General features: G+C 43.8%; 14 protein-coding genes. 7 read left to right on the forward strand and 7 right to left on the reverse strand.

The features are described 5' to 3' along the window. Positions 1-136 precede the first annotated feature (136 nt). The 5 genes from ACL6C3_RS20875 to ACL6C3_RS20895 form a co-directional block, all read right to left on the reverse strand. Entirely contained in the window at positions 137-3,478 is a 3,342-nt protein-coding gene (locus tag ACL6C3_RS20875; protein WP_413160968.1) for an ATP-binding protein, read from the reverse strand. A 358-nt stretch (positions 3,479-3,836) separates the two neighbouring features. Beyond that, positions 3,837-4,595, reverse strand: coding sequence for an ABC transporter ATP-binding protein (locus ACL6C3_RS20880; RefSeq protein ID WP_413160969.1), 759 nt, complete (start codon positions 4,593-4,595; stop codon positions 3,837-3,839). Between the two features lie 22 nt (positions 4,596-4,617). Next, positions 4,618-5,835, reverse strand: a complete 1,218-nt coding sequence (locus ACL6C3_RS20885; RefSeq protein ID WP_413160970.1) for an ABC transporter permease — start codon at positions 5,833-5,835, stop codon at positions 4,618-4,620. A gap of 239 nt (positions 5,836-6,074) precedes the next feature. Further along, the gene (locus ACL6C3_RS20890) at positions 6,075-7,745 is read right to left on the reverse strand and encodes an efflux RND transporter periplasmic adaptor subunit (protein WP_413160971.1); all 1,671 of its coding nucleotides are present in this window, start codon (positions 7,743-7,745) and stop codon (positions 6,075-6,077) included. 458 nt (positions 7,746-8,203) lie between these two features. Further along, positions 8,204-9,109, reverse strand: a complete 906-nt coding sequence (locus ACL6C3_RS20895; protein WP_413160972.1) for a pentapeptide repeat-containing protein — start codon at positions 9,107-9,109, stop codon at positions 8,204-8,206. Positions 9,110-9,337: 228 nt separating this feature from the next. On the opposite strand from ACL6C3_RS20895, the gene ACL6C3_RS20900 reads away from it, so the two are divergent. The 3 genes from ACL6C3_RS20900 (at position 9,338) to ACL6C3_RS20910 (ending at position 16,319) form a co-directional block, all read left to right on the forward strand. Next, positions 9,338-15,607, forward strand: a complete 6,270-nt coding sequence (locus ACL6C3_RS20900) for a translocation/assembly module TamB domain-containing protein (protein WP_413160973.1) — start codon at positions 9,338-9,340, stop codon at positions 15,605-15,607. A gap of 72 nt (positions 15,608-15,679) precedes the next feature. Continuing rightward, positions 15,680-15,970, forward strand: coding sequence for a nucleotidyltransferase family protein (locus tag ACL6C3_RS20905; RefSeq protein WP_413160974.1), 291 nt, complete (start codon positions 15,680-15,682; stop codon positions 15,968-15,970). Next, positions 15,960-16,319 carry a DUF86 domain-containing protein gene (locus ACL6C3_RS20910; protein WP_413160975.1) on the forward strand — a complete coding sequence of 120 codons (360 nt, stop codon included), beginning with the start codon at positions 15,960-15,962 and terminating at the stop codon, positions 16,317-16,319. The genes ACL6C3_RS20905 and ACL6C3_RS20910 overlap by 11 nt, the downstream gene beginning before the upstream one ends. 9 nt (positions 16,320-16,328) lie before the next feature. On the opposite strand, the gene ACL6C3_RS20915 is transcribed toward ACL6C3_RS20910, so the two are convergent. After that, positions 16,329-16,967, reverse strand: coding sequence for a transaldolase family protein (locus ACL6C3_RS20915; protein WP_413160976.1), 639 nt, complete (start codon positions 16,965-16,967; stop codon positions 16,329-16,331). Positions 16,968-17,297: 330 nt separating this feature from the next. After that, on the reverse strand, positions 17,298-17,972 hold the full coding sequence (locus ACL6C3_RS20920) for a vancomycin high temperature exclusion protein (protein WP_413160977.1): 675 nt from the start codon (positions 17,970-17,972) through the stop codon (positions 17,298-17,300). Positions 17,973-19,516: 1,544 nt separating this feature from the next. On the opposite strand from ACL6C3_RS20920, the gene ACL6C3_RS20925 reads away from it, so the two are divergent. From ACL6C3_RS20925 to ACL6C3_RS20940, 4 genes are all read left to right on the forward strand, one after another. After that, complete coding sequence (locus ACL6C3_RS20925) at positions 19,517-20,755, forward strand: sedoheptulose 7-phosphate cyclase (RefSeq protein WP_413160978.1); 1,239 nt, start codon at positions 19,517-19,519, stop codon at positions 20,753-20,755. 683 nt (positions 20,756-21,438) lie between these two features. After that, positions 21,439-22,269 (forward strand): O-methyltransferase, encoded by an 831-nt coding sequence (locus tag ACL6C3_RS20930; RefSeq protein ID WP_413160979.1) that lies wholly within the window; start codon positions 21,439-21,441, stop codon positions 22,267-22,269. Positions 22,270-22,747: 478 nt separating this feature from the next. Beyond that, positions 22,748-24,115, forward strand: coding sequence for an ATP-grasp domain-containing protein (locus ACL6C3_RS20935; protein ID WP_413160980.1), 1,368 nt, complete (start codon positions 22,748-22,750; stop codon positions 24,113-24,115). A gap of 32 nt (positions 24,116-24,147) precedes the next feature. Further along, positions 24,148-25,125, forward strand: coding sequence for a DMT family transporter (locus tag ACL6C3_RS20940; protein ID WP_413160981.1), 978 nt, complete (start codon positions 24,148-24,150; stop codon positions 25,123-25,125). Positions 25,126-25,265: the final 140 nt, after the last annotated feature.

The following is a 25,265-nucleotide window of genomic DNA, read 5'->3' on the forward strand; positions in this document are numbered from 1 at the left end:
TCAAGCGTATGGGCGAGTTAGCCCGGACAGTTCAATTCTGATCCTACCCCGAATTCCCCCAAAAGTCAACCTATTTCTTATCGAAAATCAAGAATAAAAAACAGACAAAAGCGGGGTAGAAAAAAGAATCGATAAGTTACTGTAAAAGTTGAGACTGTTGACAGCGATGTAAATACAATAATGCAGCTTTGTCTTCGGGGTTAACAGCTAAAACTTGCTGTAAAATAACTTCCGCTTGTTGAAATTCTTGGCGATGATACAAGAAAACCGCTTCTTCAAAATCCGACTTGGTTTGAATTTTCAAAGCTTGTCGAGATTTGGGATTACCATCATAAATTTCAAACACACCTGCTGCAATATTCTTCCCCTTGACTTTAACCCGATCTAGGAACCGATAACCATAATTTTGAAAATCACTCAAACGAGATAAGGTCTTTTCGCTGATAATAATTCCGGCACCGTATTGTTTGGTTAACCCTTCCAAACGGGAAGCCAAATTAACCGCATCGGCGATAACGGTACTTTCCATCCGTTCTCGTTCCCCGATGGTTCCCAACATTAACGTTCCAGTATGCAAACCAATGCCAATATTAATCGGAACCTTACCCTCCTGTTGCAACTGTCGATTGTAAAAACTGACTTGTTTTTGCATGGCTATGGCACATTTTACCGCATCTTCGGGCGACCGGGGAAAAAGCGCCATAATTCCATCGCCGATATATTTATCGATAAAACCGTTATGCTTGCGAATAATCGGACTGACTTGGCTGAGATACCGATTAATAAAATCAAAGGTTTCTTGGGGTGACATTTCCTCGGAAAGGGTTGTAAAGGAACGAATATCGGAAAACATCACCGTCATTTCTTTTTGAACCTGATCCCCCAATTTTACATCTATTATACTTTCGTGTCCCAAAAATCTCAAGAAATCGTGGGGAACAAAACGACCGTAAGCGTTGTTAATTTTGAGCAAGTGTAAGTGTGTTTTAATTCTCGCCAACAACTCCTGTTTTGAAAAAGGTTTGCTCAAATAATCATTCGCCCCGGAAGTCAAACCATCGACCAAATCGGCGACTTGATTTTTTGCAGTTAACATTAAAATTGGCAATTCGCTGTGGAGATATTTTTCTCGAAGTTTATGACAGACTTCATAACCGGTCATGCGAGGCATCATTACATCCAGCAAAATCAAATCCGGCTTAAATCCTTCTTCGATTAATTTTAAGGCTTCCAACCCATTGGTCGCTTGAGTAATGGCATAGTTTTGTAGGGATAAATTATTGGCGATGACTTGAATATTAACGGGTTCATCATCAACCACCAAAATTTTGAATTCTGTCTTATATTCAATTAAAACGTCGGGAAAATTTTCCGATTGGGTTTCTGACTCCGAGGGAAAAACAGGTATTGAGACCAGTGCGGGTTGAATGTTATGATTTTCTAGGGGTTGAACGGGGGATTTCGCCTTGGGTAAAGTAAAAGTAAACTCCGAACCTTCCCCAACTTTTGAACGAACTTCAATGGTGCCGCCGTGCAATTCTACAAGCTGTTTTGTTACCGCCAAACCCAACCCGGTTCCCCCATATTGACGTGCGGTTGAACCGTCTCCCTGTTCAAAAGATTCAAAGATTTGTTCTAATTTACTTTCGGAAATTCCAATTCCGGTATCGGAAACGGTCACGACAATCAAAGGATGAGATTCATCTACAATTTTCTCAAAAGCCGTCACTTCAACCGTTCCCGATTCGGTGAATTTAACCGCATTTCCGATTAAATTATATAAAATTTGCTGCAAGCGGTTCTCATCGGCTTCAACCCCCGGTAAGTCGTCGGGTACGGAATTAATTAAAGTTAGGTGTTTTTCGCCAACGAGAGACTGAGAGAGAATCAAAACCACATCAACAATTTGTCGCAAACCCAAAGATTTTAACTGAAGTCCGATTTTATTATGTTTCAACTGGGAAAAGTCTAAAACATCATTAACCAGCGTTAAAAGTCGCCGTCCAGAATTGGCAATCATCCTTAAATTGTCGGTGGTTTTGGCGGGTAAATTTCCGGTGGCACCATCAATTAAAGAGTCGGCGAGTCCGATAATTCCGTGTAGGGGTGTTCGCAGTTCGTGGGAAGTATTGGCGAGAAATTCGTCTTTAATTTGGTTGAGGCGTTTGAGTTCAATATTTTGACTTTCTAATTTGGCGAAAGACGCTTGCAATTGTTGCGCCATGTAGTTAAAGGTTTTCGCCAAAATTCCCAATTCATCGGAACGATTTACATCAACGGTTTGGTCGAATTTTCCTTCGGAAAAAGCCAGCGCCGAATTTTTTAGTTTTAAAATCGGTTGAATTATCCAACGGGCGGTTAAAATTGCCAAGGTTGTGGCTAAAATTAAGGTAATGATACAAAGGATAATTGTGCTGCGAGTGTTGGCGTTTATTTGCGCCATAAAATCCGATTCCGGTATGGCGACAACCATCAACCAATCCAATCCCGATTCGGTTTTCCAGGGGGTAACTTGAATAAATTCTCGTTCATCGTCGAGATTTAAGTAAAGTTGTTGAGGGGTGGTAATTTGATTAAAGTTATCCAATTTTTCCAATAACTCTTGGGTAATCTCGCGAATTTTTGGATTCGGACTCTCCAAGGCTGAAATTTGCTGAACGCTGTTATTTTTTTCAATAAAAGATTCAGTTTCCCCCGAATTTGCCACCAACATTCCATTTCGTTCGATAATAAAAATAGTCGTCTCGTCGCTGAGGTTAATTTGATTCAAGAATTGACTGATATCGGAGAGGTTCAAATCAACCCCAATCACCCCAATAAATTGATTGTTTGAATCGTAAATCGGATAACTTGCAGAAATCGATAAAATCGGTTCATCTTCCCATTGATAAATTCGACTCCAAACGGGTTTATCGGCGTCAACGACATCGCTATACCAACCTTCAATGCGGTGGTCGGCATTTTCAATAAAAGTGTTAAGATTCTGTTTGTTTCCTTGTTCGTCCCGAGTGTAAGACAACCAATATAAATCCCCGTCTGCGGCTTGGCGATAAAATTCGGTAATTCGAGGGGGAAGATTCTCCCGATTTTTTACCCCAATAAATTGATTAATTTCCAGCCCGCCAAAGTTAATATAACTCACATCAAACACGTCAATTTGTTTAGCGAAATACAAACCCAGTGTTGATAAATTATCTAAATCAATTAACCCCAACTGAATCGCATCTTGATTAATTTGATTAATTTGTTGGGGTATCGTAAAATAATTATCCAGGAACAATTGTAAACGAGAGTTCGCCTGTTCTTGTAACTCAGTTGCCAACTTATTAACGGCTTCTTGACCGTTTTTAAAAGACAACCATCCGACCAACCCAACGGTGCCGACTATTTGCAAAACAAACGGAACAACCAACAGCGTTTTTAAGGGGATTTTCGCCGAAAGTTGAGAAAGGGATTGATTGAGAGATTTAATCAACATTCAATAGACCCTGACAATGGAGATACAGGGGATTGGGGGTAGATGACCCCGGTTATTTTCCCCCTTGTGGTCTATTATGCCTTATTTATTAATTATAGAGACTCCCAAAAACCCGGTTTCTCAAAGAAACTGGGTTTTTCAGACACAGTAGGGTGGGTGACAGATAAAAAGTTGATGAAACCAACCGTTAAGTTATCGGTTGTCACCCACCCTACAAGAATTCTTTTATTAATGACAGAGACAAAAAACCTGAGGTACATCCCAAAAACCCAGTAGGGTGGGTGACAGATAAAAAGTTGATGAAACCAACCGTTAAGTTATCGGTTGTCACCCACCCGACAAGAATTATTTTATTAATTTAAAAAGTGGCTTCGTGTAAATCTTCGGGGGTGAGATGGGAGTGAACAACTTCCCCGTCTTTAAACCACACAATACGACGGGTTTGACGGGCGACTTCCGGTTCGTGCGTTACCATCATTACTGTCATTCCACTGGCGTTTAATTCTGTAAAAATATCCATCACTTCTTGGGTAGTTTTTGAATCTAACGCCCCCGTCGGTTCATCAGCTAATAATAACACGGGACGGTTAACAATTGCACGGGCTATTGCTACCCGTTGTTGTTGTCCTCCCGAAAGTTGATTGGGTTTATTATTAATCCGATTTTCTAACCCAACTCTAACTAAAGCTTCTCTCGCCCTTTCCCGACGTTCATTAGTCGGAACTCCCGCATAAAGCATCGGTAACATAACATTATCGAGGGCGCTTAATTGGGCTAATAGATGAAATTGTTGGAAAACAAACCCGATTTTTATATTGCGAATTTTTGCCAATTCTTGTTCGGACATTTGAGCAACGTTCACCCCATCCAAATAATAGGCGCCCGTACTCGGACGGTCCAAACAACCAACTATATTCATTACCGTAGATTTCCCCGAACCCGAAGCCCCCATAATTGAACAATATTCCCCCTGTTCAACCGTGAGACTCACGCCTTTTAAAGCCTGTACTTCTATCTCACCCATTCCGTAGACTTTCTTGATATTTTCAAGCTTAACAATTGTTCGGTTTGAGGGGGGTTGTTGATGGTTTTGTAAGGTAGAAATAGAGGTTTTCATGGTAAATTAGATGAAATTTAATTTATGCACTTCTTAAGGCAACAATCGGATCGAGTTTAGCCGCACGTTTGGCAGGAATCACCCCAAAAAATAGACCAATTCCGCCGGAAACACTCACCGCAACCGCAATAGCAACCGGAGAAACTCCGGCCGATAACGGGGTAGCAGCAGCCACTAAAAACACCCCGCCGACGCCAATTGCAGTCCCGAGTAATCCGCCTGCTGCCGAGAGAATTACCGCTTCTATGATAAACTGAGTCAGGATATCTTGCTGAGAGGCGCCAATTGCTTTTCGCAGACCAATTTCTTGGGTGCGTTCGGTGACGGAAACGAGCATAATATTCATAATACCAATTCCGCCCACAAAAAGCGATATGGCTGCCGTTGCCGCCAACACTAATGTTAACGCCCCGGTAATTTGTCCCAATGTATTCATTAGGTCTTTTTGGTTGCGAACGGTAAAATCGTCTTCGTCGGTAATTTTGTGTCTCAGTCGCAGCAAATTTTCGATTTGAAATTGAGCCGCTTTCATGCTATCTTGCTCTTTAACAGATACGGAAATAAATGTAACTTGCGTGCCATAGGGCGATGTTTCTCCGACGATTCGATTTGCCATTGTGGTAATCGGAACGAAGGCGTTCATATCTTCGTTACTGCCAAATGTTGACCCCTTCGGCTGCATAATTCCAACGACTTGTAAGCTGGTATCTTTCAGGCGAACTTGTTTCCCCAAAGGGTCTTCATTCCCAAATAATTGTTCGGCGAGTTCCGAACCCAATGCTACAATTTGTTCGTTGCGTTTTATGTCTAAATCGCTAATAAATCTTCCGCGAGCAACATCAAAACTTCGCACGGAAAGGTATTCGGGAGTGGTTCCAATTAAAGACGCCGAAGCGTTTTTTCCGCGATAAGTCATTAGTTCGCTTCCGTTTAATGATGGTGCAACTTCATCGACTAAAGGAACCTGTTCAGCGATGGCTTCTGCATCGGATAAAACGAGGGTTTGGGGCGGATAAACGGGGCGACTTTGGGCTTCTGGACTGCCGGGAAGTATGAATAAAACGTTGGGTCCTAAGGAGTTTACTTGGTCGTTTACGAAGGTTTGGGCGCCTTCTCCGATGCCGATCATTCCAATAACTGAAGCGTTTCCGATGATGATTCCAAGCATGGTTAAACTACTTCGCATTTTGTTTGCGAGTAGGGTTGTACCTGCCATTTTTATGTGTTCGAGAAAGTTCATGGTAACGGATATGGTAACGGATAGGTTATTTGTTGGGTTTTTTTAGATTTGGGCTTTTAGAAACGGATGGGTTTGGGTTAGGTTTTTTGGATTTTGGCTTTTTTAACGGATATGGTAACGGATAGGTTATTTGTTGGGTTTTTGAGATTATTTATCCGTTTTGCTCTTGGCATTGGTTTAATGATCTCCGCCCAAGTTTAATCCGTTGCCAGGGGGGGTTTTGTATACTTTTAGTTGATTTATTTGATGATGTCTTCTAGTTTTTTGCCTTCGGGTAATTCGGTAAAAACGCGATCGCCTGCTTCTATTCCTTCTAGAATTTGGATTTGATTTCCAATGGTTGAACCGATGGTTACGGGATGAAATTTGGGTTGGTTTTGGTCGTCTGGAAGTAGAACTCCGGTTTCTCCTTTATTCGTAACAATTGCCACCGTTGGAACGACTAACGCATTGTTTAGTTTCTCGCCGATGAATTTTAAATCAACGTTCATTCCCGACTGTAATATTTCTTTCCCGGTGATGATTTCTACTCGGGCTTGAAATAGGGTTACGTCTCTTTCTTTTACCGCTTCTGGGGCGATTAATTGTACCCGTCCTTCAAATACTTGATCCGGGTAAGCGTCGGCTACTATTTCAACCTTTTGATTGGGTTTTATTTGCCCAATATCAGCTTCGGGAATTTTTGCCAAAACTTCTAAATCTTTTGCCAAAGCAACAATAGAAGTCGAAGTCGCCGAAGTCGCATCGGATGCCGAAGTTGCAGGCGTCACAAACGCCCCTTCTACCGCATAACGTTGGGCTATAACTCCCGCAAAGGGTGCGCGAACATTTGTATCTTCTAACTGAGTTTCGTAGTAACGAACTTGCGCCTCGGCTTCCCGAACTTCCGCCTGGGCTGCGGCTATTTCTTCGGGGCGAGTTCCGTTAACTAACTCGTTCAAATTGCTGCGAACTTCCGCAACTTCTGCTTCGGCTGCGGCAATATCTTCGGAACGGGCGCCATTTTGCAATTGTCGCAAAGATTGACGTTCCATTTCAACGGTCGCCTCGAGTCGTTCAACTTGACTTCGCCGACCTTGTTTTAGCTGTTCAATGCGCCTTTGGGCTTCATCAACCAACGCACTCAGGCGGCGTTCATTTTGCAAATATTCCTCCAAACTATCTTCGGAAACCGCCCCCTGATCTTTGAGTGCCTGATAGCGACTCACCCGTTCGCTGGCCAGTTGCAGATCGGCTTTGTTGGCGGCGAGTCGGGCGACCGCTTGGGCAATTTCATCTTGCAAACTCCCCTCACGGGCATCGGCTAACCTTGCTTCAGCCTCATCTAGTTTAGCTTGAGCCACCGCAATTTCTTCGGGACGAGTCCCCGCTCGTAATTCATCTAAAGTGGCTTGAGCGCGATTTAAACGGGCGATCGCTGCGGCTATTTCTTCGGGACGGCTACCGGTTTGTAGCTTGCTGAGGTTGGCTTTCACCCTGGCTAACCCGGCTTCGGCTTGCAACAGTTGGGCTTCTATATCCCCGCTTTCCATGCGGGCGACAATTTGACCCGCTTCAACGCGATCGCCTTGTTCGACAAACAACTGGGACAGACGCCCTTGGGTTTTCGGACTGAGGTTAACGCGCCGCACGGGTTGAACCACGCCACTGGCGGTTATCCGCACGGTTAAGTCTTGAGTTTCGACGGGAACGGTGAGATTTTCGATCATTTCCGGTTTAAGCTGAGTCCGGTTCCCCGTCAAATAAAAGGCCAAAGGAACCGTGAGTAAACCGGTCGCCAATAGCCCCAGTAACAGGCGTTTAAAGCGATGTTTGGGTTTTTTCGGGGTTGGTTGTTCGACAACGCTTGTCGGTTCGATGTCACCTTTACCGTTGCGTTCGTAGGTGTCTTGTTTGGGACCTGATAACATATCTAGTTCCACCCTCCAACAATGATCACATTAGGAGTAGAGGGTATTTTTACAGCATCCTCTCTCTATATTTTGATCTTAACGATTTCCAGAGAATTCCCAGGTCGAATTATCCACCTTGTCAAGTGTCACGGGTCGGGCCAAAGGGAAACAGCGAATGGGGGTCAGCAGACCGTTAACCTGTATTTTCAAATTTAACCGGGAGCGATAACTTCTATTTGAGAACACCAAGAAAAATCGTTAATATTAAAAGTGTAAATACTGCTCACTTGATTGGCTAACATAATTGCAATATGAAGTAAGTCATTTTGAGTTCGGCTTGGGAGTTGTGGATATTTTACCTGAGTGTTTCAAGTTTAGCAGGGCTTAAAATGTATCAATGGGTTGGGTTGGGTGGAGTGGGTGAAAATCAGCTTTCTAGATTTCCCATCAATCTAATACAACCACTCCGTTAATTTTTAACTCGCACTCATTTGATGAGAGATGGATAGAGAAGAAACCGAATTATTGGCAGATGTTCGTTGCAGGTATTCTTGAAAAGATGCAGGAAAAATCGCCCCGGTAAAACAAGTTCCATGCAGTTGAACCCCTTTTAATTGCGCGTCGGTCAAATCTGCATGGCTTAAATCTGCATTAGAGAATTGAGTATAATTCAAATGCGCCCGTTTTAAACAAACCCCTTCCAAATTCGCCCCAGTAAAATTCGCACGATTCAAACGCGCCGCTTTCATTTGAGCAAAACTTAAATTTGCTGCGACCAATTTCGCCCCAGTTAAATTCACCCCATTTAATTTCGCCTGACTCAAATTTACCCCATCCAGTTCGGCTAGAGCCAAATTTACGCCGTTGAGACAAGCGCCCTGCAAATTCACCCCAGTTAATAAATTTCCCGTCAATTTCGCCGCCGTTAATCTCGCCCCCCGCAGATTCGCCCATTTGAGGTTTGTTCCGGTTAAATCTGCTCCCCGCAGGTTAATTCCGTTTAAATCGGCACCGCAAAGGTTAGCATTTGTTAACATTGCGGCCCGTAAATTGGCGCCGACGAGTATCGACCCACTCATCTGAACATTTGGAAGTTTTGACTTGACCAAAAACGCACCGCTGAGGTTGGCTTTGGTCAAATCGGCATTTCCGAAGTAAGCCTCATTCATTTTGGCAAAACTGAGATTTGTTCGATGAAGACAGGCCCCCTCTAACTTCGCCCGAATTAAAAAGGCTCGACTCAGATTAGCCCCGGTAAGGTTGGCGTTTGAGAGGTTAACACCAATCAGGATAACTCCTCTCAAATCAGCACCTTGTAAGTCTATCCCTGCAAAGTCTATTTCGCCTTGTTCATAACGTCTGAGCAAATCACTGACTTTCATGGAAAATTCAATACCGACAGTCTGTTATTACTATCTTGGCACGAACCCTTAAGAATGTTTTTATACTTTTGTTGACGAAATGTCCCGGCTGGCCTCCCAAATCAACTTGAGGTGATTCACCCTCACGGCGCTTGCCATCTTTGAGGTAATCTCGTAAAAATAAACAGGGATTGGGTGAACTCTATTTTTCGGTTTCAGTCTCCATTTGCTACAACATCAACCTGTGTAATGACAAACTCTCCAAACCCCAATTCTGAATCGACTTCTCCCCGTCGTCGCCGCTGGCGTCGGGTTTTAATATGGGGAGGGGTGGGACTGGGAGTGACCACTATCGCTGCGGGAACTACGGCTATCTGGTTTATCCAAAATCGGCTGGCGCCTATGGTTGGTGGTATTGTTGAGGGTATTATTGAGCGCCCGGTCACGGTTGGCCCGGTTGAACGGGTGACTTTCAGCAGTCTTCGCTTTGGTCGTTCTTCGATACCGGCTACCCCCACCAGCGACACGAACGCCACAACGGAAGCGGTTGAGGTGGCGTTTTCGTTATCGTCTATTTTCACAAATCCAACTTTAAATCTTGATATTACTTTAGTTAATGCTGATGTTTATCTCGAAGAAGATGAGGAGGGAGACTGGATTCAAACGGAATTAAATTTAGAAGGCGACCCGCCCATTGATGTTCAATTTGGCTCGGTGGGACTGAGAAATGCTAATGTTACGTTAACGCCCTATGTTGCGACAGGCGAACCGGTCGTTATTCCTTTGAATATTAGTCGGGCTGTTGTTGATGTTGGCGAAAATAATGAACGAATTAAAGGTCGTTTAAATGGGAGTTTTGAACGGGGCGGAACGTTTTATGTGCAGGCAAATGTTTTTACGCCCGATAATGATATTCAGGGCCGATTACGAGTCAATAATATCCCGCTTTCCCAATTTACGGGTTTAATTAAAGCGCCCAATTTTGCCCTACAAAGGGGAATGGTTGATGCTAATGTTTATGTGAATTTAGTTGATTCTCAACTTTCCCAAATTCAAGGACAAGCCAGACTAGATGATGTAAAAATTGAGGTGACAGACCTCGATAGACCCATTCAACCGATTAACGCTCAATTTCGCTTTAACGGGACTCAAGCTAGAATTGAAAGCTTAACAACGGGTTTGGGAGATATTAACGTTAATTTGAGCGGAACCGCCACAGCTAACCCGCAATTGGATATATCAAAAACCCAGTTAGATTTCACCGCCAATATTGAACCGACTCGCCTTTCAACCTTCCTCGATATTGCTCAAAATGTCGCCGAAGAACCCCTTAACTTACCCTTTCCCGTTTCGGGAGCGGTACAAACTGATATTGGGTTAAAAGGAACTATTTTAAAACCCGTTATCACCGTAGATATTGACAGCACCGCACCGGTTGAAATTGATAAAATTAATCTCGATAGTTTCAGCACCCAATTAAACGTTACCGCCCAACTGCAAAGCGATTTTTCATTAGAATCCGATCCCCTTCTAACCGTTGATTCCCTGCAAATTCAACCCGCAACCGGCGGAAATATTACCGGAGAAGGAACCGTTAAACTCCAAGGATTAAAAGAACTAATTACCGCCAATCAAGCCATTGTCATTGAACCGATAAATCAACCCGAAACACCCCAAACACCGCCCCAAACACCAACCCAACCCCCCGCAATACTTCCCGTTCCTTCAACCCCAACCCCGGAACAAAAACAAGAAGAAAACCCCATCAACCCGGAAATTAATTTTAATCTCGATATCAATAATGTTGGCTTGGATTCTCTTGTCGAATCTTACGGAATTGTTTCCCCCTTTCGCTGGGGTGAACTTTCGGCTGAAGCCCAAGTTTCAGGAACCTTAGAAAACCTGAAAGGAGAAGCCGAATTTGCTTTACCCGCAGCAACCGCCCCGATTTTTGGTCAAGCAGATTTAGATCGAAATCAACTGAATGCAGCCGTTGAAATTGCCGATGGAAATATTAATATAAACGCCCGACAACTCCAACCGAAACAGTGGAATGCAAACGTTAACGCGAGTCAAGTCGCCCTCGAACCTTTAGTTAATATTGGATTGCTATTTTCCGGCTTAGAACCCAGTTTAAAATCAGATATTTCCAGAATAGATTTATCGGACGGACGGTTAAATTTAGATGCGGAATTAATCGGAAATTTAGATAACTTAGACCCCGCCAATATTCGCGCCGAAAGCGACGTTCAGATTAATTTAGGAGAACGTTCAATTAATGCAACCGCACAAATTCGAGAAGGTCTATTTTCTGCCAACTTCGATACCGAACCCTTACGCCTAACCCGAATTATCGATATCGCCCAAAATTTTACCAATATTCCGGCGAACACTCAAGATCAAATCCAAGATTTAGAGATACAAAACGGCACCGTACAAGCCGAAGGAACAGTTCGGGGAAATATTAACAACTTAGACCAAATTATCGCCCGAACTCAAGCCCTCGTCAATCTTCCCGATACCGGAGGCGTTATTCGTGCATCCGCGAGGGTAAGCGGAGATGTATTTCAAGCCGATATCGACACCTCAACGATTCCATTAAACCCATTAATTGACTTAGGTTTACCCTTTGCAAACTTATCCCCCGAAATTAATAATTCTATTCAAAATCTCGATTTTCGCAACGGAAGCCTAGAAGCAAAAGGCTTATTTTCTGGCAATTTAAACAATTTAGATGAAATCACCGGAACCCTCAACAGTCAAATTGATTTAGGGAATTTTGGCGGAACGGTTCAAGCCAGAGGACAGTTAACAGACAATCAATTTCAAGTTAGCGTCAATACCGATGAAATCCCAATTGAACCGTTAATAGATGTCGGTTTACCGCTAGCAAATTTATCGCCAAATCTGAATCGAGAAATTCAAAATTTAAACTTTAGAAACGGCGAAATCCAACTCCAAGCAACCGCATCGGGAAACTTAACCAATGTTACCCCATCAGGAATTACCGCCAATGTTGATGGTTTAATTAATTTGGGACAAGAAGGGGGAATGGTAAGATTATCCGGTCAAGCGCTTCGCGGACAGTGGCAAACAATTATTAATGCAGATAGAATTGCTTTAAGTCGATTTTCCGATATCGTTGAATCGCAAACCCGAGATGTGCTAGAACCATTAGAACAGCAAGGGTTAATTACTCAAGCCGAAGCAATGCCTTTATTGCGGGGATTGTTGGATACTCAATTGAGTGCTAGGGGTTCTTTAGTTGAACTCAGACCCGAAACAATTCGGGCGATGGGAGAGTTAGAATTAACGGAACTTCCGATTATCAAACAGCCCCTAGAAGCGGCGTTTAATTGGGATGGAGAACGTTTAGAAATTGAACAACTGGAAACCCCACAATTTGGCGCCGATGGATTTGTTGCGATAGAATTTTCAGGAACCGGGGCGCCGCAAGTTTCCAACCTCAACGTTGATGTGCGTTTATCGGACTTTGATTTGCAGTCTCCCCTGATTCAACGGTTGTTAGTAAATGTTCCCCCAGAAGTCGCCGGAGAAGGGCCTTTAATTGCGGGTTTGGTTAACTTTGATGGTCAATTAACCGGGTCATTATCGACGTTACAATTAACCGGAGATTTAAGTCTAGAAAATTTAATTGTTCGAGAATTAGAATTCGATCCCATCTTAGCCGGAACCGTCAGCGCCGGATTAAATCAAGGGATAAATTTAGCGTTAGCAGGACAAGAAGATCGGATAGAATTGGTACTCAATGACCAATATTTACCCGAAAGTTTCTTACTTCGACAAGACCAAACTATCGCCCAAGGTCGAACCGTCGGCGAGAATTTACTCGTCAATTTAGAACAATTTCCCCTCAGTACCCTGAGTTTAGCGCCCTTAGCCGACCAAGGCATCGGGGCGATTAGCGGTATAGCCACTGCGGATGTGACCATTTCAAACTTAGAAACCCTCGACCCCACTCAAATAGGCGTACAGGGTGCGATCGCCGTCGATGACCCCGCCCTCGGTTATATTGATTTAGATGCCTTCAACGCCAATATAAGCCTCGCTAACGGGCTATTTCAGTTAACCGATGGTTTGCTGGCTTACGGAGAAACCGAAATCTTAGTCGCCGCCCGTGCGGACCTAGCAGCAATTATCGCCGATTTACAAGCCGGCGTCACGCCATTTGCCAATCCCACTGCGGACGCCGCCCCCGACTTTGAAGCGGAAATTGATATTCCCACAGGCCGCTTACAGGACATCCTAGCGGCGTTAGAATACTATAATCTCAGCGATCTGGTTCGAGGCTTGCAAACCCCCGAATATGGCACCGCCGCCGATGTGCAACCTGTGGCTGTGGGTGTACCCCCGGATGCAACTTTAACTCAACAACTGCAACGCTTTGAAGAAATTCAAGCCATATTGAGGCGACAACTTCTCAAAGAAGAAGAAGAACCTTTACCGCCTTTGCAAGCGCTGCGGGGGAGTTTTACCGGGGAAATTTTGGTTCAGGGTTCGATAGAGTCGGGAGTCACCGGACAAGTCGCCGTCAAAAATCTCGGGGATTGGACTTGGGGACGGTTTGAAGCCGATGAGTTTATTTTGAATGCGAGTTTAGATCCCGATAATGTCATTCGGGTGTTACCTTTGCAACTGACTTCCGAAGAAACGGTTTATGATTTTCGCGGACAGTATGCTTTGGACAAACAGCTTCCATCCGGACAGTTTCGGGTGAAAAATATTCGTTTAGAACGACTCCAAGATGAGTTAGAAAATTTTGTTGAACTGCCCAATATTGATGTTAACGGTCAATTGAATTTTCGGGCAAATATTGCCGGAACTTTGGCGAACCCGCAAGCAACGGGAGAATTTACCGTTGTTGAAGGCAGTTTTAATGATGAACCCATCCGAGAAGCCCGAGGAAGTTTTAGTTATAATAATGCCCGTCTATTTTTGGGAAGTAATATTTTATTGACCGAAGAAGATCCGATTCGGATTAAAGCAAGCGTTCCCTATCGTTTACCGTTTGCTGAAGTTTCTGCCGAAAGTAATATACTCGAAGCGCAGGTGAATATTCAAGATGAAGGGTTTAATGTGATTGATTTACTTAACCCCGAAATTGATTGGGTAGAGGGAACAGGTTTGCTGGAGTTGAGTGTAAGAGGGATTTTGGAACAGGCGCCGAGTGGGGAGATTTCTCGCATTTCGATAGCGCCCCAAGGGTTGTTAAAACTTCAAGATGGGGTGATTAGTTTAGATAGCCTCGAACAGTCTATTGTTGGGTTATCGGGAAGCGCAACTTTTGTCAGCGATCGCGTTACGGTTAGTGGAATTGAAGGGGAATTAGTGGGAGAAGCGGGAACCGGAAATATTTTGGTTCAGGGGGTTTTACCGATTGTTTTCCCCTTTGAAGAAGAAGACCCGGATGTTACCAGACCGCTGCGGATCGCGTTGGAGAATTTACAAGTTGATGTGGAAGAATTATACACCGGAGATGCCGCCGGAATGATTGCGATTAATGGTACCGTATTAAGGCCGGAAATCGGAGGTCAAATTATCCTTTCAAATGGTACTGTAATTTTACCCGTCGCCGCCGCAGCTACCCCAGAAGGCGGAGGGGGAGGATTACCCGATACCGGACCTGTGAGGATTGGTTTGGATAATTTTAGATTGACATTGGGAGAAGATATTCAGATAGAAACTCCGCCGGTTAGTCAGTTTTTAAGTGTTCCCATTGTTGACTTTTCCGCAGAGGGAACGATTGCCGTTAATGGCACATTAGAAAGTTTAGAAGATATTCGTCCGAGTGGGGTTATTGAACTCACAGGCGGCGCCTTGAACCTCTACGCAACTCGTTTTACTTTAGACCGGGGTTATCCGCAACAGGCGATTTTTGTTCCCTCCGAAGGACTCAATCCGATTTTAGATTTGCGACTGGTGACTCGGGTAACAGAAACTACTCGTTTTCAAGCCCCGACTTCGGCGTTTCCTTCGGAAATTTCAGAAAGTCCGACTGCTGCTAATTTAGGAACGGTAAGAACCATTCGGGTAACGGCATTAGTTCAAGGTCCGGCTTCTCAAATTAATGATATTATAGAATTAAAAAGTTCTCCTCCCCGTTCACAAACACAGTTAATTGCGTTATTGGGCGGCAGTACGTTTGAAGGAATTACGGGGGATACAACCTTAGTTTTAGCGAATATTGCCAGTGCGGGTATTTTTAGTCAAATTCAACAAAATGTTTTGGATGCAACGGGTTTAACCGAATTTCGTCTTTATCCCGCGCGTATTTCTAAAAGTGAGGGTTCAACAGCGTCTTCGGCTTTGGGTTTGGGTATAGAAATTGGTTTGGATGTTACCGATAATGTTTCGGTTTCTCTGTCTCAAGTTTTAGCCGAAGAACAACCCACCCAGTTTGGGGTAAATTACCGAGTTAATGATAACTTACTGATTCGGGGTGCGGCTGGTTTGGGGGGTGAAAGTGAGATTCGGTTTGAGTACGAAGTTCAGTTTTAACTCTGGGTTATACTGGGTTTAATACATCTCTAGAAATAGGGAATCTAAATATTGAGTTTAAATTAAGTAGTTATGGAACGAGAACGAGTATTATTAATAATAGCAGAACATCGGGAAACACTTGAGAAACTCGGCGTTAAATCTCTAGAATTATTTGGTTCTGTTGCCAGAAATGAAGCCACGCCCGAGAGTGATATTGATTTTCTAGTAGAATTTGATATTAATGCCGGACTATTTGAACTCTTTAAAGTTCAGCACTATTTAGAAGATATTCTGGGTTATAAAGTCGATTTGGGAACTAAAGATGCTTTGCGAGAACACCTTCGAGAACCCGTATTAAAGGACATTATTCGTGCCTTCTAGAAAATCCCGACTTCGCATTCAAGATATTATTAATGCGGCTAACAGTATCCAGAATTACACAGCCGGAATGACTTTTGAAGAATTCCAACAAAATGAAATACTGATCAAAGCAATTCTCTATGATTTTGTTATCATTGGTGAAGCAGCAATCAATGTTTCAAACGAAGTGAAATCCTGTTCTCCGCAAATTCCCTGGCGAATAATAGGCGATATGAGAAATGTAATTGCCCACGAATATTTTCAAGTCAATTTGAAAATTATTTGGAACACAATTCAACATAACCTTCCCGACTTGGTGACTCAACTTGAAGAATTACTACAAGCCGAAACCCTTCTTGAAGAAGAATAAAAACTAAAATTAGAATGTTAAACCAATCCCATTTTCGGCAAACTCTTTAACGGTTTTTTCCGAAAGTTCGTGAGTGGTTATTGCTTTTAAAATCTCCAACGGTAACGTTAAATGAGTCGCCCCCGCTTTCAACGTTGCGGCGGCTTCTTCGGGTGATTTAATACTCGCGGCTAAAATGGTGGTATTCGTTCCTTTGAGTACGGCAGACATATCCTCAACTAATTTTATCCCATCCCCCAAAAATCGAGTTGCTCGGTTAACATAAGCAATAGCATATTTTGCCCCCGCTTCCATCGCCACGACAGCTTGAGCGGGACTATAAATAGCAGTTACCGCACAGGGAATATCAGCAGACAAACGAGAAACCGCTTGAAACCCGACCGCAGTCGCCGGAATTTTTAACACGGTTTGGGTTCCCAGAAGTGCATAGGCGGCTCTGGCTTCTGCTATCATTCCATCTATGTCAGAAGCGGTGAGTTGATAACAAATTTCTCCCGATGTGGTTTGTTTGAGTTGTTTGAGGGTTTCTGTCGGCGAAAGGGTACTTTTAGCCAATAACGTTGGGTTGGTGGTAATTCCTTTGACCCAACCCCATTGACTCACTTGGGTTGCTTCTTCGATAATCGCCGAATCGAGATAAAGTGCCATTATCCGCCCTTGATAAATTCCCCACCCCTAGCATAAAGCAAATTACTCAACTTTAGCACTCACCGAGTCAGGAGATGGGGAGGTGGGGAGATGGGGAGATGGGGAGGTAGGGAGAAACTGTTTACTGACAACTCTAATAACTCTCTTGCGAACTTCGCTCTATGCGCGAACTTCGCTCGCGACCATTCCGCCAAGTCGCGAGTTCGCGCTGGTGACTGGTGACTGGTGAAGCAGCGCGGTCTTGGGGGTTTCCCCCATGAGCGACTGCTGAACCCGAAGGGTGACTGGTGACTGTAAAACTGGTGACTGGTGACTGGTGACTGGTGACTGTTAACCGTTTCCCATTCCCTCAAACGGTCCTAAAAACGTTGGTTTAGGACGGAGGATATGAACTTCTAACAAGGCTTTGATGATGGCTAGCATCTCCCGTTGGGTGTAAAATCGCATAGACTCATCTTGATATTTGCCCCAGTCCGGTCTGCCATAACCGACTGCATTGATACCCAACTGACTGCAAGTGTAGACCGCCCGAGGTAAATGGTATTCTTGCGTGATTAATATTGCTTGTTGGACTCCGAAAATTTCTTTGGCTCGATAACAACTTTCGTAGGTGCTAAACCCGGCATAGTCCAGTCTGATATCTTTGAGGGGGACTCCTTGCTGTTCTGCATAGTTTTGCATGGCAATCACTTCATTGTATTCCGGTGTGGCGTTATCTCCAGTCATTAAGATTTTCTGCACTCGCCCCAAATGATACAGGTCAATGGCGCCTTGGATGCGATCGGCAAGCATCGGCATCGGTGTTCCATCTTCCCACACACCGGCCCCAAACACAATGGCAACGGGTTTAACCGGAACTTGGTTGATATTGGTATAGCGACGGCTATAGGTTGTGGTTTCTACATAAGAACGGAGTGCTAATGGCGTGAGTAAGGCTCCCAACAACATCAGAGGGAGATAAATAGGCCAGTGACGAGTTAACCCTTTGGGCAGCTTGGGCAGCATTAACATCCAGATTGACTATAGCAGTGGACAATTTTATCGTAAAATGCCGAGTTCTATTTGCTCTGTTGTTGCGTTGGAACGCCTGTTATGGACTGAAGTCCGACAACGCTGTGTTGTTCCGTTTTAACGCCTGTTATGGACTAAAGTCCAACAACGGTTTTTGAATGCGTTTACGCCTGTTATGGACTGAAGTCCGACAACGGTTTTTTGTTCCGTTTTCACGCTTGTTATGGACTAAAGTCCGACAACGGTTTTTGAATGCGTTTACGCCTGTTACGGACTAAAGTCCTACAACTGGTTTGACAGATGAAGATAAGCAGATTCCGGAAAACTTGTCAAGGAAAATAACCGACCGTTCAACCTAACTTTAGACTCTTGACAAATTTATAAAAATATGAAGTTAACCAAATCAATAGGTTTTTTTCTCTATTTACGATTGAAAAATGCCCATTTTCATCGTGTTCTCTTAACAGTATTAAGACATTATTAAAAAAAGCTAATCGTTGAGAACCGAGCGACCTTATAGCTGTTATAATGTCAGCTTTACATAAATTAACAGTTATAACGTCAGCAACTTAACATTAATTAACATTAATTTTGATTAAAAAGAAAGATCAAGAGTTAAACTACTAACAAGTGAAATTAAATTCAGCAGGGGAGTAGACCCCAAAAATTAGCCTGTGAGTAGAAACAAATCAGAATTGCTGCTTAAAATTGCATTTGCTGAACGACCAATAGATCCCGATCAGCAGGTCAATTCTGGCTGTAAACTGAAGTGGAAACTCGGGCGAGAGAGAAGCAAGTTGCTTTCTTCTCTAGTTATTTTCTTAGGTCGAAGAAGTCCGAAACCGAGCTAGTCATATATACTCGGATTGAACGACCAAAGATAGTTTGCATTTCCACCAATTGCAACTTCAAGTGAATATTGCCAGGAATTGTCAACAGCAATATTCTCGCTCAAACCTAAATTCTTGAGCCATCGAGTGATGTCTAACAAGAGTTTATAAAGTAGTCCTAAGTCATCCCAGGCTGTAGACTGAGAGTTTGAGAGTAATCAACAAGAAGATGGAGAAAACAATAGTTTGATGTTTGGCTGTGAATAAGAGAGTTGTTTGCTCCTTAGCTCAACTCGGGTTGTCATTTGTCGAAACATCTGTGTTATGATCCCAACTTCTAACCTTTTAGAGGAAGAATAAAAGCTAGACTTCCACTAACCCTTTAGTGTAATGCCAAGCTTTTGGCTTCTGATTTTGTTGACAGACCTAGCAATACAGCAAAAATCCCCCAATCGAATAGAGATTCAATTCGGGGAGGATAAAATTACTTAATTAAGCTGATAATCTTAGCACAGATTTCTTAAATCTGACAAGAGGAGAATGCTGACATCAGTGACTCTCCTGAAACTCCCTGCTGTTTTTTTTCGAGTCAGAAATAAGCTTCTGGCTAAAGATTTAAGCTACAGACCCATCAACACTTGAAGACGTGGCATTGGTGTGAAATGTTGCATCGTTTGACCAACCCTTATTTAATTCAGGTAAAAATCAATGAGTCACGTTCAAGCCACATTTGAAGCCACGGAGAGCGCTTTTCACGTAGAAGGCTACGAAAAAATCGAATTCAGTTTAGTTTACGTTGACGGTGCTTTCGACATCAAAAACCCTCAACTGGCTGAAACCTACCAAAAATTCGGACGCTGTTTGGCGGTTGTGGATGCAAATATTAACCGTCTGTATGGCGAACAGATGCAGGCTTACTTCCAACACTACAATATCGATCTTCGCATCTTCCCGGTATCCATCCCCGAACCTGCCAAAACTATACAAACCTTTGAAACCATCATCGACGCCTTCGCCGACTTTGGCTTAGTTCGCAAAGAACCCGTTTTAGTCATCGGTGGCGGTTTAACTACCGACGTTGCGGGTTTCGCTTGTTCAACCTATCGTCGCAGCAGCAACTACATTCGCATCCCCACAACCTTAATTGGTTTAATTGATGCCAGCGTCGCCATCAAAGTTGCCGTTAACCACAAAAAACTGAAAAACCGTCTCGGCGCCTACCACGCCTCCAAACAAGTTCTCCTCGACTTCTCCTTCCTGCGTACCTTACCTGTGGCCCAAATTCGCAACGGAATGGCTGAACTCGTGAAAATTGCCGTTGTTTCCGAAGCCGAAGTATTTAAAATGCTTGAAGAACACGGCGAACAACTGTTATACAGCCATTTTGGGTTCGCTGACGGTACGCCAGAACTCCAAGAAATTGGTCATCGCCTCAACTATAAAGCGATCAAACGGATGCTAGAGTTGGAAGTTCCCAACCTCCACGAACTCGATCTCGATCGCGTTATCGCCTACGGACACACCTGGAGTCCGACGTTGGAACTCGCCCCCGAAATTCCTTTGTATCACGGTCACGCGGTTAATATTGACATGGCATTATCGGCCACGTTAGCCGCCAAACGGGGTTATATCAGCAACGAAGATCGCGATCGCATTCTCAGCTTGATGAGTCGTTTGGGACTGTCTCTGGATCACCCCCTGATGGAAGCGGACTTGATGTGGAAAGCCACCGAGTCGATCATTCAAACCCGTGACGGTAAACTGCGGGCTGCCGTACCTCGCCCCATCGGAACCTGCCACTTTATCAACGATCTCACCTACGAAGAACTCGAAGAAGCGATCGCGGATCACAAGCGCTTATGTGTTGATTATCCCCGTTCTGGCGACGGTTTGGACGCCTACATTCAAGTGGAAACCGAAAAACCTGCTTTGGCTGCAACTCGTTAGTTGATCCCCCCTTCCCCCCTTAAAAAGGGGGGTTGAGGAAGTTGGGGGAGAGGTTCAAACATCTGTTTTCTGATCACCCCCACCAACCTCCCCCTAAAAGCAGGGAAGAATTATCCGTTTTCTTTCTCCCCTCGCCTTACCCCCCCCTTTCAAAGGGGGATCAAGGGGGGATAGAGAGGGGTTGGGGGAGAGGTCGAAAAACCCCCCTCAGTCCCCCCTAAAAGGAGGGAAGAATTATCCGTTTTCTTTCTCCCCTCGCCTCGTAGGAGAGGGGTTGGGGGAGAGGTCGAAAAACCCCCACCAACCTCCCCCTAAAAGGAGGAGGCTAAAAACTTCTCTTTTCTACAACTCCCCTCGCCTCGTAGGAGAGGGGTTGGGGGAGAGGTCGAAAACCCCCCACCAACCTCCCCCTAAAAGGAGGAGGCTAAAAACTTCTCTTTTCTACAACTCCCCTCGCCTTACCCCCCCCTTTCAAAGGGGGGATCAAGGGGGGATAGAGAGGGGTTGGGGGAGAGGTCGAAAAACCCCCACCAACCTCCCCCTAAAAGGAGGAGGCTAAAAACTTCTCTTTTCTACAACTCCCCTCGCCTTACCCCCCCCTTTGAAAGGGGGGATCAAGGGGGGATAGAGAGGGGTTGGGGGAGAGGTTAGAACTCCTTTTGTAACACTATCAAACTATCAAAATGACCAGTATTTTAGACCTTCCCAAAGCCAGACCGGTTACACCTTTAGGAATATTAGCCGAAAAACTCGAACAGGCGGTTAAACTTATTGAAAAAGCGGATATTTCCCCCGAAATTGCCGAGACGGTTCAACAGGCTTATCAACTCGCTTCCGGTTTAGATCCTTACTTAGAAGACTGTACAACTCCCGAGTCGGAAGCTTTAGCAAATTTGGCGGAAAAAACCCAAAAAGAACCCTGGAATTTGCGCTTTTCCGATGGCGAAACGGTTCGTCAGTTGGAACAGGAAATGTTATCGGGACACATCGAAGGACAAACGTTAAAACTGTTTGTTCACATGATGAACGCCAAACGCATTTTAGAGGTGGGAATGTTCACCGGATATTCGGCTTTGGCGATGGCGGAAGCGTTACCCGATGATGGGGAAATTATCGCCTGCGAAGTTGATGAATATGTGGCAAATTTTGCCCGAGATTGTTTTAATGCTTCTCCCGATGGCAATAAAATTAAAATCGAAGTCGCCCCCGCTTTGGAAACGATGCAAAAATTGGCTGATGCGGGTGAGTCTTTTGATTTGGTTTTTATTGATGCGGATAAAAAGGAATATGTTGATTATTTTAATCTGCTGTTAGACCGAAATTTATTAGCCGAAAATGGCATAATTTGTGTTGATAATAGTCTGTTGCAAGGACAGCCTTATTTACCCGAAAATCAACGCACGCCCAACGGACAGGCGATCGCGGAGTTTAATCAAGTTGTGGCAAATGATAGCCGGGTTGAACAGGTTTTGTTACCCTTGCGGGATGGGTTAACGGTGATTCGACGCAAGTAGAATTTAAGAAAAACCTCTCCTTAACCCTTTTTGATCCCCCCCAACCCCCCTTAAAAAGGGGGGAGAGTCGGAAAAATAACCCTTCTTAGAAAGGGGGAAAGTCGGAAAAATAACCCTTCTTAGAAAGGGGGAAAGTCGGAAAAATAACCCTTTTTAGAAAGGGGGAGAATTAGAAAAGGATGTTCAAAAACAACCTCTTTTTTAAGCAGGAGGTGAAGTTTTTATTCATCCCCCCCTTGGAAAGATTTATCCCCCCCAACCCCCCTTAAAAAGGGGGGAAAGTCGGAAAAATAACCCTTTTTAGAAAGGGGGAGAATTAGAAAAGGATGTTCAAAAACACGCCCCTTTTTAAGAAGGATATTCAAAAACACACCCCTTTTTAAGAAGGATATTCAAAAACACCCCCCTTTTTAAGGGGGGAAGGGGGGATCGGGGGAGAGGTAAAAAATTGATCGCGATTAATTAATAGGTTTAGAATATGTCACAAGTTTTGTTTATTCAACCGAAACGGACATCTGCTTTTTTTCAAAATATCGGAACGCTGCTGTTATTATTGTTTGCTTTTCCGTTTAATTTAACGGTCGTTTTGATTGCTTTTTTGGTAAATTTCATTCAAAAACCTTTTCAGAAAAAAGTGATCGCCCAAAACCCAAAAAGGATTTTAATCACGGGCGGAAAAATGACCAAGGCGTTGCAACTCGCCCGGTGTTTTCATGCTGCGGGACATACGGTTTTTTTGGTGGAAACTCACAAATATTGGCTGTCCGGACATCGGTTTTCTAACGCGGTTAAAGGGTTTTATACCGTTCCCGCACCCAAACAAGATAAAGAGGGTTTTATACAGGGGTTGGTTGATCTTGTTAAACGGAAAAACATTGATGTATTTATTCCGGTAACAAGTCCGGTGGAAAGTTACTATTGTTCTCTGGCTAAACCCTTACTTTCACCCCATTGTGAGGTGATTCATTTTGATGCCAATATTACCGAAATGTTGGATAATAAGTTTAGCTTTATCGACAAAGCCAGAGAATTTGGCTTATCGGTTCCCAAGTCTTTTTTAATTACCAAACCGGAACAAGTTCTCGAATTTGACTTTGCCAAAGATGGAAGCCAATATATCCTCAAAAGTATTCCCTATGATTCGGTTCATCGTTTAGATTTAACGAAATTACCGATGAATTCTCATGCAGAATTAGAGAAATTTGTTAAAGGATTACCCATCAGCGAAGATAAACCCTGGATCATGCAGGAGTTTATTCGCGGACAAGAATTCTGCACGCACAGCACGGTTAGAAAGGGTAAAATTCGATTACATTGTTGTTCAAAATCTTCGCCCTTTCAGGTCAACTACGAACAGGTAGAAAACCCGGAAATATTGGCTTGGGTGCAAACGTTTGTTCAAGCGTTAAACCTTACCGGACAAGTTTCTTTTGACTTTATTCAAGCCCCGGATGGTAAAGTTTATCCCCTAGAATGTAACCCGAGAATTCATTCGGCAATTACCATGTTTTACAATCATCCCGGTGTTGCGGATGCCTATCTTACCGACAGTCAAAACGATAACGAACCGCCCATTACACCCTTAGCCGAGAGTAAGCCAACTTATTGGTTATACCACGAACTCTGGCGGCTGTCGGAGGTGGACTCCGGGGAAAAACTCCAAGCCTGGATCGGAAAAATTACTCAGGGAACCGACGCCATTTTCCAAGTCAAGGACCCGCTACCCTTTTTGATGGTACATCACTGGCAAATTCCCCTGCTGTTGCTGGACAACTTACGCAAACTAAAAGGCTGGATTCGTATTGACTTTAATATTGGAAAGTTGGTAGAATCAGGAGGTGATTAACATTTCTTAAAACAATCACCCTAACCCCTCAAATGTTTTACAGAGTTAGACTGCGCCAACAGTGGTCTGCACCAGTAGAGCTTGGAGTTATTCTCTCACTCGTTATTGGTCTAGTTGCCATCTCGTTTTCTCCGATTTTCATCCGTTTAAGTGAAGGGGAAATCAGTCCCTATTCCACGATTTTTAATCGCTTTTGGATAGCAACAGTTGCTTTGGGACTGTGGAACGGAATCTCAACAAAACGCCCTGAAGATTCTGTTTCTTTTTTAAAAAAGCAACCGGTTTATTCGGTTCAAACCCTCGGGCTATTATTGGGCTTGGGAACCCTCTTGTCAACATCATTAATCGTCTGGGCTTGGTCTTTAACTGAAACCAGTGTAGCCAACTCAGCGATTATTCACAGTTTAACTCCCATATTTACCGCTTTATGGGGATGGTTATTCCTAAAGCGGCAAATTGATGGTAAGTTTTTAATGGGAATGGCGATCGCAGTGGGTGGAACCTTGGTGATTGGATTCCACGATCTTTCCCACAGCGATAGCCGTATTCAAGGGGATTTGGCGGCGCTATTTTCCGCCCTATTACTGGGAGGATATCCCCTGATTGTCGAACAGCTTAAAAGTCGAATTTCTCCAAAAGAAATTATCAAAGGCTGTTCTATCGTGGGAATGTTGATCACGTTACCGGTTGTTATTCTCACCGGAGAACAACTGTTTCCTCACACAATTCATGGCTGGTTTGCTGTGATTTCCCTGGCTGTAATTTGTCAAATTATCGGCTTGGGATTAGAAGCAGTTTCCTTGAAACGATTTTCGCCAGAATTCATCTCAACTTGCCATTTAGTCACCCCAATTTTGGGTTCAATTGCAGCTTGGGGAATTTTTGGAGAAATCTTAAGCCCCGATAACTGGATCGGTTTTACCTGCGTATTACTCGGGATTTATGTCACCCTATTGAGTCGATCCGCAGTCAAACCCCAGGATGCTGTCAATCCTTTACCATTGGATTAACAATCTGAGATTTTGGCGATCGCCAAAAATTTACCCATCAATTAAAAGTGATCGCCATCAAAAATCACCCAAAAATCAACAAAATAATTTTTTTAAATCAAAATCATCTCTAACCCCGACCCCGTAAAGGATTCCCCAGT

The organism is Capilliphycus salinus ALCB114379, from assembly GCF_047276495.1.
Taxonomy (GTDB): domain Bacteria; phylum Cyanobacteriota; class Cyanobacteriia; order Cyanobacteriales; family Microcoleaceae; genus Capilliphycus; species Capilliphycus salinus.

Coding starts and splice junctions, on each gene's coding strand:
- ACL6C3_RS20925 (WP_413160978.1), top strand. CDS start 19,517: ATGAGTCACGTTCAAGCCACATTTGAAGCCACGGAGAGCGCTTTTCAC.
- ACL6C3_RS20935 (WP_413160980.1), top strand. CDS start 22,748: ATGTCACAAGTTTTGTTTATTCAACCGAAACGGACATCTGCTTTTTTT.
- ACL6C3_RS20875 (WP_413160968.1), bottom strand. CDS start 3,478: ATGTTGATTAAATCTCTCAATCAATCCCTTTCTCAACTTTCGGCGAAA.
- ACL6C3_RS20890 (WP_413160971.1), bottom strand. CDS start 7,745: ATGTTATCAGGTCCCAAACAAGACACCTACGAACGCAACGGTAAAGGT.
- ACL6C3_RS20930 (WP_413160979.1), top strand. CDS start 21,439: ATGACCAGTATTTTAGACCTTCCCAAAGCCAGACCGGTTACACCTTTA.
- ACL6C3_RS20895 (WP_413160972.1), bottom strand. CDS start 9,109: ATGAAAGTCAGTGATTTGCTCAGACGTTATGAACAAGGCGAAATAGAC.
- ACL6C3_RS20900 (WP_413160973.1), top strand. CDS start 9,338: ATGACAAACTCTCCAAACCCCAATTCTGAATCGACTTCTCCCCGTCGT.
- ACL6C3_RS20915 (WP_413160976.1), bottom strand. CDS start 16,967: ATGGCACTTTATCTCGATTCGGCGATTATCGAAGAAGCAACCCAAGTG.
- ACL6C3_RS20920 (WP_413160977.1), bottom strand. CDS start 17,972: ATGCTGCCCAAGCTGCCCAAAGGGTTAACTCGTCACTGGCCTATTTAT.
- ACL6C3_RS20940 (WP_413160981.1), top strand. CDS start 24,148: ATGTTTTACAGAGTTAGACTGCGCCAACAGTGGTCTGCACCAGTAGAG.
- ACL6C3_RS20880 (WP_413160969.1), bottom strand. CDS start 4,595: ATGAAAACCTCTATTTCTACCTTACAAAACCATCAACAACCCCCCTCA.
- ACL6C3_RS20905 (WP_413160974.1), top strand. CDS start 15,680: ATGGAACGAGAACGAGTATTATTAATAATAGCAGAACATCGGGAAACA.
- ACL6C3_RS20885 (WP_413160970.1), bottom strand. CDS start 5,835: ATGAACTTTCTCGAACACATAAAAATGGCAGGTACAACCCTACTCGCA.